Consider the following 12,774-nt stretch of genomic DNA (forward strand, 5'->3'; position numbering starts at 1 on the left):
GCACCCCTGTCAGCCTCGCCTCCCACACACGCCGTATTCGGCGTTGCATGGATTCCGGACAGCGAATCAGCAGCGACGAAAGAGGCGGCAGTGACAGCGCAGGCAACCCGGCTACCCACCGTGGTCTACGTGCTCGGGGCAGGCATCTTCCTCATGGGCACCACCGAGTTCATGCTCGCGGGCCTGTTGCCCGAGGTCGCCGGCGACCTCGGCGTCGACATCGGGCGGGCCGGACTGCTGGTCACCGCGTTCGCGGTCGGGATGATCATCGGACCACCGGTGATGGCGCTGGCCACCGTGCGACTCCCCGCGAAAGCGACCCTGATCGGAGCGCTGGCGGTATTCGCCTTCGGGCATGTCCTCGGCGCGGTCAGTGATTCGTTCACCGTGGTCACGGCCTCGCGCGTGGTCACCGCGCTGGCGACCGGCACGTTCTGGGCAGTCGGGGCGGTGACGGCCACGCGCGCCGCCGGACCCGGAGCGAGCGCTCGAGCGTTGGCGGTCATGTCAGGCGGGCTGAGCCTGGCCGTGGTCGCGGGTGTTCCGCTGGGGACCTTCGCCGGGCAGCTCACGGGCTGGCGCGGTTCGTTCTGGATTCTCGCGATCCTGTCGTTGGTGACGATCGTGGCCGTCGTCAAACTGACACCTGCCGACGACCGCGAAACGGCCGCCGTGTCGCTTCGGGCGCAGCTGTCGGCTGAGGTGGCAGGGGTGCGGCCGTGGCGGATGTGGGTGGTGCTCGCGGTGATCACCTTGGCCCAGGCCGGGTTCCTCGGCGCCTACAGCTACATCAGCCCGCTGCTCACCGACCGCGCGGGCATCGCCTCGGCGTTGGTGCCGCTGGTGCTCGTCGGTTTCGGAATCGGCGCGGTCGGTGGCACGGCTCTGGGTGGCCGTCTCGGCGACCGGTTCCCCCTGCCGGTCATCGCCGCCGCGATCACCGCTACCGCCACGTTGCTGCTGGTCCTGGCCGCCACCGCGTCACATTCACTGATCGTCGTCGGGGTGGTCGTGTTGCTCGGTGCGACCGGTCTGGGTGCCAACCCGGTGCTCATCGCGCAGACCATGCGCCACGCCGCACCCGGTTCGACGCTTGCGTCGTCGCTGGCTACTGCCGCGTTCAACCTCGGCACCGCCGCGGGCTCGGCCCTGGCCGCGACCACCCTGACCACCGCCCTCGGCGTCGTCGGGCCTGCCGTACTCGGGGCAGGGCTGACCGCATCCGCGCTGATCCCGCTCGCCCTGCTCGCCGCCACCGCCCGCCACCGCCCGCCACCGCCGACTCCCGGCGCCACCGAAAACCAGCGAGCTCGCCCTCGCCCGATAACCGCAGCTCGAAACCACTTCAGCACTTCCGCCATCGAGGAGCAATCACCATGCGAACCAACCTCTCCCCCGCAACCGGCAGCCACCGCCTGCGCAAGCTGACCGGAGCCGGAATCACCACACTGGCGGTCCTCACCGCGGCGGCCTGCACCGGCGCCGACACCACCAACAGCTCCGCCCCGGTCTCCCCGGCGGCGAACCTGGCCACCGGGGACCTGTCCCACGGGGCCGACAACTTCTACACCAGCGACCAGGTCACCAAGCAGCCGGTGACCTTCCAGAATCAGTACCGGATGGAGGTGGCGGGCAACCTGTTCGTCCCGAAGAACCTCGCGCCCGGCACCCGGGCACCGGCCATGGTGGTCGGCCATCCGATGGGCGCGGTCAAGGAACAAAGCGCCGACCTCTACGCCACCAAAATGGCCGAACAGGGCTTCGTCACCCTTTCCCTGGACACCGCCTTCTGGGGCGGCAGCGACGGCAACCCGCGCAACGCCGTCGCCCCTGACGTTTACACCGAAACCTTCTCCGCCGGAGTCGACTACCTACGCACCCAGGACACCGTCGACCCCGAACGCATCGGCGCCCTGGGCATCTGCGGCTCCGGCAGCTTCGTGATCTCGGCCGCCAAGATCGACCCACGCATCAAGGCCGTCGCGACAGTCAGCATGTACGACATGGGTGCCGCCGCCCGCAACGGGCTCAACCACTCGGTCACCCTCGACCAACGCCGCACCATGATCGACGACGCCGCCGCCCAACGCGACATCGAATTCCGAGGTGGCCCCGCCGAATACACCAGCGGCACCGTGCACGAACTCACCGCCGAATCGACCCCGATCGAGCGCGAGTTCTACGACTTCTACCGCACCCAGCGCGGCGCGGTCACCCCCGACAGTGCGACACCGGAAACCACCACCCACCCCACCCTGTCCAGCAACGTCAAGTTCCTGAACTTCTACCCCTTCAACGACATCGAGACCATCTCCCCGCGCCCGATGCTGTTCGTCACCGGCGAGAACGCCCACTCCCGTGAATTCAGCGAAGAGGCATACCGACTCGCCGGTGACCGCAAGGAACTGGTCATCGTCCCCGGTGCCGGGCATGTCGATCTCTACGATCGCACCGAACTCATTCCCTTCGACAAGCTGACCGCCTTCTACACGCAGAACCTGGCCTGACCTGCACAGCGGCGGTCGTCCCGCATGCTGGGCCAGGACCTGACACTGACGACGAAAGGACGAGCAATGACCCAGGAGCAGAGCACCGGCTGGACCGGCGGGCAACGCGCGTTCGGCGATTTCGCGCCCGGCCTGGCTCACTACACCGACAAGGTCCTCTTCGACGAGGTATGGGAACGCGAGGGCCTGTCCAAACGTGACCGCAGCCTGATCACCGTCGCCGCGCTCACCGCGATGGGCAAGACCGACCAACTCACCTTCCACCTCGACTACGCGCGACAGAACGGCCTCACCGAGACCGAACTGAAAGAAGCCATCACCCAGCTCGCCTTCTACACCGGCTGGCCCAACGGCATGAGCGCCATGACCGTCGCCAAACAAGTCTTCGGCAACTGACGAACAACCCCAGCTGCCCAAGCCCAGGCTCCGCTCAACAGCTCGACATCTGGCGAAGCCCCTCCACGAAGCGCAGAACAGGAGACACCGTGAGCACCGATGAATTCGACCAGATCTTTCCGCTCGGGGAACCCAACGACGCTTACGCGCAATATTTCACCGGCCAGAGCTACAACGCTCCGTTGACCGGTGGGAGCGTGCCCGTCGCCAACATCACCTTCGAACCCGGCTGTCGCAACAACTGGCACATCCACCACGGCACCGAGGGCGGCGGCGAGCAGGTTCTGCTGTGCACGGCCGGGTCCGGCTGGTACCAGGCCGAGGGCGAAGAACCGGTCAGCATGGAGCCGGGAACCAGCGTCCGCGTCCCGGCGGGCACCAAGCACTGGCACGGCGCGAAGGCCGACTCGTGGTTCTCCCACCTCGCCTTCATCACCCCAGGCGCCAACGTCAGCAACGAATGGCTCGAACCGGTCACCGACGAGGTCTACAGCACGCTGCCCACGACGAACGGAGACGACGCATGACCATCCTGACCGAGACCTACACCCTGTCCAACGGTGTCGAGATCCCCAAGCTGGGACTAGGCACCTGGTTCATCGATGACGACAACGCCGCCGACGCGGTCACGGCGGCGATCGAGATCGGCTACCGCAACATCGACACCGCGCAGGCATACGGCAACGAGCGCGGCGTCGGTGAAGGCTTCCGTGACAGCGGCATCGCGCGTGAGGACCTGTTCGTGTCGACCAAGCTCGCCGCCGAGATCAAGGCCTACGACCGAGCCACCGCCGCGATCGACACCTCGCTGGCCACGCTCGGCCTGGACCACGTCGATCTCATGCTGATCCACAGCCCCCAGCCATGGAACGACTTCCGAGGCGGCGACTACGCCGAGGGCAACCGCGAAGCATGGCGAGCACTCGAAAACGCCTACCAGGCCGGCAAACTCCGCTCGATCGGCGTCTCCAACTTCGAACAGCACGACCTCGACAACATCCTCGCCAACTGCACCACCACCCCGCACGTCAACCAGCTCCTCGTCCACGCGGGCAACACCCCGACCGAACTCATCGCCTACTGCCAAGACAACGGCATCCTCGTCGAGGCATACTCACCCATCGCCCACGGGGAAATCCTGAACAACCCCGACGTCGCGGCGATGGCCGACCGCTACGGGGTCAGCGTCCCGCAGCTCTGCATCCGCTACACGCTGCAACTGGGAACCGTCTCACTGCCCAAGACCGCCAACCCTGACCACATGCGCAGCAACGCCCAACTCGACTTCGACATCACCGACGACGACATGGACATCCTCCGAAACCTGCGCGCCCGCGACTACGGCGAACACAGCGTCTTCCCCGTCTACAGCGGAAAGTAGGCCACACGCTCGGATTGTTCGGTGCAGTAGCGCGCGACTGGCACCAGAGTGTGCTGGTCGGCACCGACGCGCTGGCTCAGGTCCAGAGACCACCTCTTCACACCGAAATCATCGTCCGAACGACATCGGCCCCAAGCCGAGCTACATCTCACCGCGCGGTCAACCGTCCAGGAACATCCGCGCATGCAACTCCCAAGGCAGCCCAGGGCGAAATCCGCTTCAATCACCAGCCGCCCGGCGCATACACCCAGGTCACCTACATTCCATCTCCGATGCGCCCCGGCGTGGGCACATCGGAGATCGGTACGCGATAGGATCAACACCGGCGAACCGGGATCGCTAAATCGCGTAAGAATCCGCGATGACCAGGCGTTTTCCAGTTGCCCATGTTTTGCGTGTCCTGCCGAGGAATCGAACCTGCGACCGTTCCGGTGCAGCACAGACGCCCACCCGGCGCGCCTCGGCCGGCGTGGTCAGCATTTTCGCTCAGGTCCACCTCCTGTCCGAGAGAGCACGCCGTCAGGGTCGTACCGGTTCGCCAGCTCCCGCACCCGTTCACCGGTGGCTCCGGGAAAGGCACGGTCGAAGGTGGCCGACGAGGGGCTGCTGTCGAAGTTGCGGTAGGCACCGAGGGCGTGCGGCCACATCGGCGCGACCGCCTCCCCCAGTTCGCGCCCGCCCAGCGGCGGGAACAAGGTCGCGGTCACGAGGACCTCGGCATCGCGATGTGGGTAGGCTGTCGCGTCCGTGGCGATGTCGTTGACCGCTCCGCCGATACCGCGGACCTGTAGCAGCGGACGTGCGCGGTGGCGCGCGACCTCGACCAAGGCAGAGGCCGAAGCTTCGGTCAGCCGCCCGAACAGGGCGTTGGTGGTGGTCGTGGCCTGCTGGCCGAGGTTGGCGTGAATGTGGCCTGGTGGCATCAGTTCGGTGTAGCGGGCGGGTGTCAGGGGGCTGCGGTAGGTGCCGCGATGGTTACTCAGCGGCGCGAGCATCGCGGCGGCGGCGCGTGGATCGGCCTCGGCGACAACAGCGGTCATCGCCAGGACCACTCGGCTGCCCGACATCGTGAGGATGCCGCTCATCGTCAGTTCTCGTGGCGCCTCGGCCATGTACTCCGACCAGCGCCGCAGGGCCGTACCCGCATCGTCGACTTCGATCATCACCTGGCCCACCTGCAGACCGGGCAGATGCTCGGCCTCGATGTCGAAGTCGGTGACGACACCGACATACGATCCGGCGCCGCGGATCGCCCAGAACAGGTCGGGTTCGGCCGCGTCGGCGCGAACCACCTCACCGTTGGGCAGCACCACGGTCGCGGCGCGGACGTGATCGATCGTCAGGCCGTAGGAACGCACCAGCCAGCCGATGCCGCCCGCGGTCGCCAGACCACCGACACCGACGTTGCCGTGGTCACCGGAGCTGATCACCAGCTCGTGTGGGCTCAGCGCCGATGCCACCTGCGACCATCGAGCGCCCGCTCCGACGCGCACGATCCCGGTGGCCGGGTCGGTGACCGATACCGTGTTCAGCGCGCCCAGGTCCACGACGATGCCGCCGTCGTTGGATGCCGATCCCGAAAGTCCATGGCCGCCACTGCGAATCGAGACCGGCAGGTCCGTGGATGCTGCGTAGGTGAGGGCTTCGGAGACTTCGTCGACCGAGCGGGGCAGCAGGATCAGCGATGGCGATCCGACCGTGGTGTAGGTCGAGCGCAGCAGGCGGTAGGCCTTGTCGGTCGGGGTGACCGTGGCGAGTGTGGACGACAGTGTGGTCATCGGGTCTTCCTGATCTGTGCGACCCGCTCGCGGACAGCGGGGACGATCTGAGCGGCGAACAGGTCCAGTTGGGTGGTGGCCTCGGCGACGGGCCAGAAGATGAAGGTGTCGAATCCGAGGTCGACCACAGCGTCGGTCAGGAACTCGACCCAGGTGTTGGTGTCGCCGACCAGACCTTGGCGCGCGGGCAGGTCGATTCCTCCGATGACGTTGTAGATGCGGCGGACCTCGGCGGGGTCACGTCCTGCCGACCGGGCGGCGTCGTCGATGATTCGCTGCTTTTCGGGGACGTCTTCAGGCGGGACGTAGATGTTCAGTGGGGCGATCCAGCCGTCGGCGCGTCGGCCGACCAGCTGCAGCATGCGGGTCTTCTGCGCGCCGACCCACACCTGGGGAACCGTGGTGGCACGCGGTCCGGCGACGTAGGAGACTCGGTGGGTGTCGTTGCCCGCGTCGACGGGGCCGCCGGCCAGAGCGCGAGTGAGGATCTCGACCGAGGCTTCGGCGTAGTCGACCATCGCGCGTCCGGACAGACCCGCCGCGCCCATACCTGCGATCGCGTCGGGGAACGGGCCGCCGCCGACGCCGAGCTGGACTCGTCCGCCGTTGAGGACCGCGAGCGAGGACGCGGCCTTGGCCAGCATCGCCGGGGGCCGCAGTTGCAGGTCGGCGACGTCGGTCATCACCGAGATCCGTTCGGTGGCCGCCGAGAGGTAGGTCAGCAGGGTCCAGGCGTCGAGGTAGGAGGGTTGGTAGGCGTGGTCCTGCACGGCGAGCAGGTCCAGGCCCAGCTCGTCGGCGTGGCGGGCCAGCTTGAACGCGTTGTCGAGGCCTGCGGCGGCGGGGTCGATGCTGATGCCGAAGACGGGTTCGTGGCCGTAGTCGGTCATGGAATCCTCCGTATCTTGAAGTACTCTCAAGTTGAGATATCCGATCTAACTTGACGCTCCTTCAAGTTATTCCTGGCAGGAGAAGACCCATGCGAGCCGACGCTCGGCGCAACCTGGAACGGATCTGCTCGGCGGCCTCGGAGGTGTTCGAAGAGCGTGGTCTGGACGCCCCGCTCGAGGACATCGCCCGCCGCGCCGGAGTCAGCGTCGGCACGATCTACCACCGCTTCGGCAGTCGCGAGGGGCTCATCGACGCGGTCGTCGCCGATGTCGCCGCGCAGAAACTCGACACCGCGATGGCGGCGATCACCGGAACCACATCGTGGGAACGGTTCTGCAGCTATGTCTTCGCCCTCGGCGAGTCCCAAGCGGCCGACCCCTGGTTCAACGAGGTGTTCGCGCGCCGCTATCCCGATGCCGACGTACTCCGGGAGGTCAACGGCCGAGCCGTCACCCACGGCGAATCGCTGATGCGGCAAGCGCAGTCCGACGGGTCACTACGCGGCGACCTCACGGCCACCGATCTCGACCGGCTGATCTGGCTCAACGCCCAGTCGATTCGTCTCGACCCCGACTGGTGGCGACGCGGGCTCGGGTTCCTCCTCGACGGGTTGGCCACCGAGCGGTCAGCGGCGTAACGACTACGTCGATGTGTCGCCCAGATGGGCACTGGGTCAACGCTGTTCGGTTCCCAGACTGATCGCCAGTGCCCGGCTCTGGTGCCGATGCCCGATCGCCTCGTAGCCGACAACGGTCACCACCGGTGCCACCATCACCACGATCAGGCACCAGGCCATCGACACGCCCCCTTGGGCCAAGACGACGGCCAACGCGAGTGTCGCGCCGGTGGCGGCGAGCAGGAACAGGTGGAACGGGTCGGGCACTCGCACCAGGTACGCGTAGAGCATGTAGACGAGGAGGAGGTAAACCGCGACCGGTGTGGCCACGGTCAGCACCGTCGACTTGGCGCTGATGTGCGCGGCGTCGTCGATGTAGTAGGCCGCGACGTGTAGACTGGCTCCGACGGCTGCCAGCGAGGCGAAGAGCGGGATGTGGCTCAGAGCCCAGACGATCGAGCGGCCGCGGAAAACGCTGAGTACCTCGGCCGAGGGGATCATGTAGTACACCCACCACAGCCCGAACGTGAGTCCGATGCCCGCGATCGCGACCAGAATCGCGTTCAGGCTCCAGCCCTGTCGGCCCACGACCGCCGACAGCGACGCCACGGTGCCGATGACGCCCTCACCGAGGGTGATGATGACCAGCAGGCCGTGGCGCTCGACGATGTGGTGTACGTGCCAGGGTGTGCCGCCTTTGTAGCGTTCGGCGATCACCGGTCCGGTCATTTCGACGAGGATCAGCACGGCCCCGACGGCGAAGGCCTGCTCCACGGTCAGCGGTGCGATGACGACTGCTACCCAGCCGATCTGGGCCAGGACGAGGGTCAGCGCGAAGGTGAGTGCTGCACTGCGGTGGGCGGGGTCGTTGCGGGCCGCGCGTAGCCACTGAAACACCATCGCGACGCGCATGACGATGTAGCCCGAGACCATCACCGAGTTATCCAGCTCGACTCCACGGTCGATCGAGGCGAACATCTGTGGCATGCCGAGGGTCATGATGACCACGCCGACCATCTGGACCATGGTCGTGATCCGATAGATCCAGTCGTCGGTGTCGTAGGCCGAGGCGAACCAGGTGAAGTTGATCCACGCCCAGATGATCGAGAACATCGCGAAGGTGAATCCGGCCAGCCCGCTGCCGAGGTGGCCTTCGGCGATGAGGTGGGCGAACTGCTCGCCCGCGACACCGAAGGCGACGACGAAGGTCAGGTCGAACAGCAGCTCGAGCGGGGTCGCGGCGCGATGCGGTTCCTGCGGGTCGCGCCCGACCATCGGCCGCAGGCGGTGCGAGCGGGTGCGCTCCGCAGGTTCGGTGCGTTCGCTCATCGTGCGCCTTTCGCCGAGTTCATGATCGACCCGCTCAGCTCAGGGTCGAGACGAACCTTAGTTCGGCCGCCCCGATTTCGGCGGCGTCGAGCGCTCGGGAGTCTTCGTTGTCGCACGCGGCCGGGGGCCACTCCGCCGCGCGACGGTCAGGAACCCACGACGTCGCGGGCGCGGCCGACGATCAGCGGGTCGGCGGGGGCGACGATCTCGTCGTCCTTGTTGTCGTAGTCGAACAAGCCCAGCACGTAGCGCATCGCGTTGAGGCGCGCGCGCTTCTTGTCGTTGCTCTTGACCACGATCCACGGCGCGTGATCGGTGTCGGTGTGCTCGAAGTTCTCTTCCTTGGCCGCGGTGTAGTCGTCCCACTTGTCCAGCGACGCCAGATCCATCGGCGAGAGCTTCCACTGCCGAACCGGATCGACCTGACGGATGGCGAAGCGGGTGCGCTGCTCGAGCGGAGACACCGAGAACCAGAACTTCACCAGGTCGATGCCGTCCTCGATGAGCATCTGCTCGAACAGCGGCACCTGCCCGAGGAACCGCCGGTGCTGCTCGGGTGTACAGAACCCCATCACCCGCTCGACCCCGGCCCGGTTGTACCAGGAGCGGTCGAACAGCACGATCTCCCCTTGCGCGGGTAGGTGCTCGACGTAGCGCTGGAAATACCACTGGGTCTGCTCGCGGGCGCTGGGCTTCTCGAGCGCGACGATCTGGGCGCCACGAGGGTTGAGGTGTTCCATGAACCGTTTGATGGTGCCGCCCTTGCCCGCGGCGTCGCGGCCTTCGAACACGATCACCAGGCGGCGGCCGGTGGCCTTGACCCAATTCTGCAACTTGAGCAACTCGATCTGCAGCAGCCGCTTGTCGGCCTCATAGACCGGGCGGGCCAAGCGCTCACCGTAGGGGTAGCCCTCGCGCCAGGTGTCGACGACGAAACCACCGTCCGCGGTCAACAGCAGCGGATCATCGTCGTCATCGAGATCGTCGACGACGAAACCGGAGGTGTCGGTCAGGTCGAGCGCGGTCTCGAGATCGGCGATCGAACTGAGGTCACGCAGCAGCGGAGGCGTCGCGAAATCGGTCATCCGCGTGACCATAGTCATCGATATCGACCAGATGGTGAACTCACGCGGCCAGCCGCCGAGGTCGTCATCGGACCAGATGGCGGCGAGCCCGACCGCGACCCGGCGAAGCTCGGGTTGCCTGGCCAGACACGTGGGGCCGGTCGGTGCCATACTGCCGGGATCGGGCCGGCGAGGTTGACCGTTCGCCGACAGGCCGCAACCTATGGATTATGGCGAACGAAGAGGACAAACACATCAGTGAGGTCGTCACCCGCCTCGAGCAGCGCTACCCCCAGATCGACGCCGACACCGTTGCCGACATCGTCCACAACGCCTTCCAGCATTTCGCGACATCCCCGATCCGGGAATTCGTTCCGCTGCTGGTCGAACGCAACGCTGATCGGGTCCTGTCGAACTCCAGCTGAGCCAGCGGCATGACCCACCCGGACGACGATCCCGACGTGGCTCAAGCCCGCGAATTCCTCGACATGCTCACCGCACACGCGGCACGGCTCGAAACCGACATGGCCATGGCAGGCTCTCCACAACAGCGCGCCGCATGGCAATCCGACCTGCGCCAGATTCGCCGGTTCATCGACGGCCTGCACCGGCGGTTCCCGGACCTGGCCGCCGAATAGTTCGACCGCCGCGCCGAGCGGGAGGTTCACCGCATCGTGACGTGGCGGCCCTACGGTTGTTTCCCATGCCGCACTTCACGCTCGGAGAGGAAATCGGCTGGACCACCCTGCACCGTGGAATCGACGGTTCCCACTGGGGCATCCTGGTCGAGCTACACGGCCCGATCATCGGCATCGACCGCGACCCATACTCCGGCGATGACCTCGACTACCTCATCGACGCGACCTTCTGCGGACGCCCGGCCGGGCCGGTCCGCGTCCCCGCCGAGGAAGCCTCGGCGATCCCGGTCCCGCAGCTGCGCACCTGGTGCGCCGAATTCACCTGACCCGGCTCTCCGCGGTCCCGGAATCGGCCGGGCTCCGAACGGCACCCTCGATTCTGCGACCAGTAACAACCGTGAAGTCGCTGTCGACTCTGGCAACGGTGGACTTAACTCAATGGACAGTTCCGCAAGAACAGGGTGAGGTCGCCGTGCTGGTTGGTCGTGAGGTCGAGCGGGACCGGGTGACGGCATTCGTCCACGGGCAGACACCCGAGACCGTGTTGATCATCCGGGGCGAGCCGGGGGTCGGCAAAACAGCGGTGCTGGACATGGCGGCCGAGATCGCCGGCCCGGGGCAGCCGAGTGTTGCGGGCGGCGGCGCTCGAGTACGAGGGCACGTCGAAGTTCGGCACGCTCAATCAACTGCTGCATCCGCTGCTTGCCGAGATCGACGACCTCAGCTCGGCTCACCGCCAGGCCTTGAGCGTGGTCATGGGGCTGGCGCCGGGTGCGGCACCACCACAGCTGATCACTGCGGCAGCGACGTTGGCGCTATTGAAAGCCGCTGCAACCCAGAGCACTCCGCTGCTGCTGATCGTCGATGATGTGCAGTGGGCCGAGGCCGATGACGGGTTCACCCGCAGTGGCTTCCCCGTCCACGACCTACGGCTGTTGGACGAAGCTAGTTCTGATCAGCTGCTGCGGAGCACCTTTCCGGCGCTCTCGGCACGGGTGGGCCGACAGTTGCGTGCGGACGCCTCAGGCAACCCGCTGGCACTGCTGGGAACTGCCTACCGTATTCGCCGACGGCCGCTCCCCCACCGATCTGCCCAGCGTTTTGCCGCTGACCGCGCGGCTGCAGCGACTGTTCGCCGGACGGCTCGCCGGTCTACCGGAGGGCACCCAGCGGATGCTTCTGTTCGCCGTTCCGGCCGGGGCCGAGAACAGCTTGACGCTCTGACCTGCGGAACCCGGAAAACGAATCCCTCGATCACGAGCAAGCCCTACCCAATGACCAGCGAGCAGTTGCTCACGTTGCGCCCCGCGCTCCTTGCATCGTGGCACCGCGCAGAGAAGTGCCGCATGGGAACCATTCCTGCGACCTAGCCCTTCTGCAGTCCGTCCATGACAACATCCACCAACCGCTCGACCGCCTGATCATCGGCCATGGCGTCAGCCGCGGTGAGCGCGTGCAGACAGTAGGTCGCCAGCTCGTCGGCCGTGACGTCGGAACGGATCTCCCCCGCCCGACCCGCGTCGGCGAGCAGGTCGGCGACCAGCGCATGCAGTTGACGCTGGGCCGCCTCGACCTGCTCGTCGGAGCGGTGCAGCAACATCGCCAATTCACTGCCATGGGGCTGGTGCCGGTGGTGTTGCGCCCGGCGACGCTGATGGTGGCCGTAAGCACCGAAGACCGCGTACAGCCGCCGCATGGGACCAGTTGCGCCATCACGAACCTCGCCGAGAAAGGCGACCTGTCGGGTGATCTGGCGGTAGTGCCACGCAGCGAGGATGGCTTCGACATCGGGGAAGTACTTGTACAGCGTCGCCCGGCCGATTCCGGCTCGCTCGGCGACCTCCGACATCTTCACCGAGGTCGGGCCACGCTCGTTCACCAGTGCCCAGGTGGCGTCGAGGATCGCTTCGCGGACACCACGTCGATGCTCCTCGATGGTGTCGTTCCAGAGTTTCGGCATACCCAAGTATACGCAACGACATAGTTCGAACGAAACGTATTGACAGAGACAATTTGTATAGCAAAGACTGGTGGTGGACAGATTCCTCGAACCAGGAGACGACCATGACCTACCAGACCTCCGAGCCGCCCAAACGTCGCGGCGTCCCGCGCTGGGTGATCATCGGCGGCATCGGCCTCGCCGTGATCGCCATCTTGATGGTGGTGATGATGCT

General features: G+C 66.5%; 15 protein-coding genes. 10 read left to right on the forward strand and 5 right to left on the reverse strand.

Annotation, left to right across the window (positions count from 1 at the left end):
• Nucleotides 1–90 precede the first annotated feature (90 nt).
• From DFR69_RS08205 to DFR69_RS08225, 5 genes are all read left to right on the forward strand, one after another.
• Nucleotides 91–1,428 carry an MFS transporter gene (locus DFR69_RS08205; protein WP_244198144.1) on the forward strand — a complete coding sequence of 446 codons (1,338 nt, stop codon included), beginning with the start codon at nucleotides 91–93 and terminating at the stop codon, nucleotides 1,426–1,428.
• Nucleotides 1,377–2,507, forward strand: a complete 1,131-nt coding sequence (locus DFR69_RS08210) for an alpha/beta hydrolase (protein WP_110036790.1) — start codon at nucleotides 1,377–1,379, stop codon at nucleotides 2,505–2,507. Before DFR69_RS08205 ends, DFR69_RS08210 begins: the two co-directional genes overlap by 52 nt.
• 66 nt (nucleotides 2,508–2,573) lie before the next feature.
• The gene (locus tag DFR69_RS08215) at nucleotides 2,574–2,903 is read left to right on the forward strand and encodes a carboxymuconolactone decarboxylase family protein (RefSeq protein WP_110036791.1); all 330 of its coding nucleotides are present in this window, start codon (nucleotides 2,574–2,576) and stop codon (nucleotides 2,901–2,903) included.
• 89 nt (nucleotides 2,904–2,992) lie between these two features.
• The gene (locus DFR69_RS08220) at nucleotides 2,993–3,430 is read left to right on the forward strand and encodes a cupin domain-containing protein (RefSeq protein ID WP_110036792.1); all 438 of its coding nucleotides are present in this window, start codon (nucleotides 2,993–2,995) and stop codon (nucleotides 3,428–3,430) included.
• Complete coding sequence (locus DFR69_RS08225; RefSeq protein ID WP_110036793.1) at nucleotides 3,427–4,284, forward strand: aldo/keto reductase; 858 nt, start codon at nucleotides 3,427–3,429, stop codon at nucleotides 4,282–4,284. The genes DFR69_RS08220 and DFR69_RS08225 overlap by 4 nt, the downstream gene beginning before the upstream one ends.
• Before the next feature lie 473 nt (nucleotides 4,285–4,757).
• On the opposite strand, the gene DFR69_RS08230 is transcribed toward DFR69_RS08225, so the two are convergent.
• Both DFR69_RS08230 and DFR69_RS08235 read right to left on the reverse strand, forming a co-directional pair.
• Nucleotides 4,758–6,062, reverse strand: coding sequence for an FAD-binding oxidoreductase (locus tag DFR69_RS08230; RefSeq protein ID WP_110036794.1), 1,305 nt, complete (start codon nucleotides 6,060–6,062; stop codon nucleotides 4,758–4,760).
• Nucleotides 6,059–6,952, reverse strand: a complete 894-nt coding sequence (locus DFR69_RS08235) for an LLM class flavin-dependent oxidoreductase (RefSeq protein WP_110036795.1) — start codon at nucleotides 6,950–6,952, stop codon at nucleotides 6,059–6,061. Before DFR69_RS08235 ends, DFR69_RS08230 begins: the two co-directional genes overlap by 4 nt.
• A gap of 89 nt (nucleotides 6,953–7,041) precedes the next feature.
• Between DFR69_RS08235 and DFR69_RS08240 the strand changes: the two genes are divergently transcribed.
• Entirely contained in the window at nucleotides 7,042–7,590 is a 549-nt protein-coding gene (locus DFR69_RS08240; protein ID WP_110036796.1) for a TetR/AcrR family transcriptional regulator, read from the forward strand.
• A 36-nt stretch (nucleotides 7,591–7,626) separates the two neighbouring features.
• Here DFR69_RS08240 and DFR69_RS08245 read toward each other — a convergent pair whose 3' ends face one another.
• Nucleotides 7,627–8,898, reverse strand: coding sequence for a low temperature requirement protein A (locus tag DFR69_RS08245; protein WP_208643927.1), 1,272 nt, complete (start codon nucleotides 8,896–8,898; stop codon nucleotides 7,627–7,629).
• 146 nt (nucleotides 8,899–9,044) lie between these two features.
• Nucleotides 9,045–9,983 carry a polyphosphate kinase 2 gene (gene ppk2, locus DFR69_RS08250; RefSeq protein ID WP_244198145.1) on the reverse strand — a complete coding sequence of 313 codons (939 nt, stop codon included), beginning with the start codon at nucleotides 9,981–9,983 and terminating at the stop codon, nucleotides 9,045–9,047.
• Between the two features lie 209 nt (nucleotides 9,984–10,192).
• Between ppk2 and DFR69_RS08255 the strand changes: the two genes are divergently transcribed.
• The 4 genes from DFR69_RS08255 (at nucleotide 10,193) to DFR69_RS33905 (ending at nucleotide 11,970) form a co-directional block, all read left to right on the forward strand.
• Complete coding sequence (locus DFR69_RS08255; RefSeq protein ID WP_244198146.1) at nucleotides 10,193–10,387, forward strand: three-helix bundle dimerization domain-containing protein; 195 nt, start codon at nucleotides 10,193–10,195, stop codon at nucleotides 10,385–10,387.
• Between the two features lie 9 nt (nucleotides 10,388–10,396).
• Nucleotides 10,397–10,600 (forward strand): hypothetical protein, encoded by a 204-nt coding sequence (locus DFR69_RS08260; RefSeq protein WP_110036797.1) that lies wholly within the window; start codon nucleotides 10,397–10,399, stop codon nucleotides 10,598–10,600.
• Between the two features lie 65 nt (nucleotides 10,601–10,665).
• Entirely contained in the window at nucleotides 10,666–10,926 is a 261-nt protein-coding gene (locus DFR69_RS08265) for a hypothetical protein (RefSeq protein ID WP_110036798.1), read from the forward strand.
• 300 nt (nucleotides 10,927–11,226) lie between these two features.
• On the forward strand, nucleotides 11,227–11,970 hold the full coding sequence (locus tag DFR69_RS33905) for a hypothetical protein (protein WP_146229233.1): 744 nt from the start codon (nucleotides 11,227–11,229) through the stop codon (nucleotides 11,968–11,970).
• Here the strand turns inward: DFR69_RS33905 and DFR69_RS08275 are convergent.
• Nucleotides 11,967–12,560: a TetR/AcrR family transcriptional regulator gene (locus DFR69_RS08275; RefSeq protein ID WP_110036800.1), complete on the reverse strand. Its 594-nt coding sequence runs from the start codon at nucleotides 12,558–12,560 to the stop codon at nucleotides 11,967–11,969. The genes DFR69_RS33905 and DFR69_RS08275 overlap by 4 nt on opposite strands.
• Nucleotides 12,561–12,774: the final 214 nt, after the last annotated feature.

The sequence above is a fragment of the Nocardia neocaledoniensis genome, assembly GCF_003182135.1.
In the GTDB taxonomy this organism is placed as follows: Bacteria; Actinomycetota; Actinomycetes; order Mycobacteriales; family Mycobacteriaceae; genus Nocardia; species Nocardia neocaledoniensis.

What these genes read in the sequence shown, in the direction of transcription:
- DFR69_RS08210 (WP_110036790.1), top strand. Translation starts at nt 1,377, where the DNA reads ATGCGAACCAACCTCTCCCCCGCAACCGGCAGCCACCGCCTGCGCAAG.
- DFR69_RS08215 (WP_110036791.1), top strand. Translation starts at nt 2,574, where the DNA reads ATGACCCAGGAGCAGAGCACCGGCTGGACCGGCGGGCAACGCGCGTTC.
- DFR69_RS08225 (WP_110036793.1), top strand. Translation starts at nt 3,427, where the DNA reads ATGACCATCCTGACCGAGACCTACACCCTGTCCAACGGTGTCGAGATC.
- DFR69_RS08230 (WP_110036794.1), bottom strand. Translation starts at nt 6,062, where the DNA reads ATGACCACACTGTCGTCCACACTCGCCACGGTCACCCCGACCGACAAG.
- DFR69_RS08235 (WP_110036795.1), bottom strand. Translation starts at nt 6,952, where the DNA reads ATGACCGACTACGGCCACGAACCCGTCTTCGGCATCAGCATCGACCCC.
- DFR69_RS08240 (WP_110036796.1), top strand. Translation starts at nt 7,042, where the DNA reads ATGCGAGCCGACGCTCGGCGCAACCTGGAACGGATCTGCTCGGCGGCC.
- DFR69_RS08245 (WP_208643927.1), bottom strand. Translation starts at nt 8,898, where the DNA reads ATGAGCGAACGCACCGAACCTGCGGAGCGCACCCGCTCGCACCGCCTG.
- ppk2 (WP_244198145.1), bottom strand. Translation starts at nt 9,983, where the DNA reads ATGACCGATTTCGCGACGCCTCCGCTGCTGCGTGACCTCAGTTCGATC.
- DFR69_RS08255 (WP_244198146.1), top strand. Translation starts at nt 10,193, where the DNA reads ATGGCGAACGAAGAGGACAAACACATCAGTGAGGTCGTCACCCGCCTC.
- DFR69_RS08260 (WP_110036797.1), top strand. Translation starts at nt 10,397, where the DNA reads ATGACCCACCCGGACGACGATCCCGACGTGGCTCAAGCCCGCGAATTC.
- DFR69_RS08265 (WP_110036798.1), top strand. Translation starts at nt 10,666, where the DNA reads ATGCCGCACTTCACGCTCGGAGAGGAAATCGGCTGGACCACCCTGCAC.
- DFR69_RS08275 (WP_110036800.1), bottom strand. Translation starts at nt 12,560, where the DNA reads ATGCCGAAACTCTGGAACGACACCATCGAGGAGCATCGACGTGGTGTC.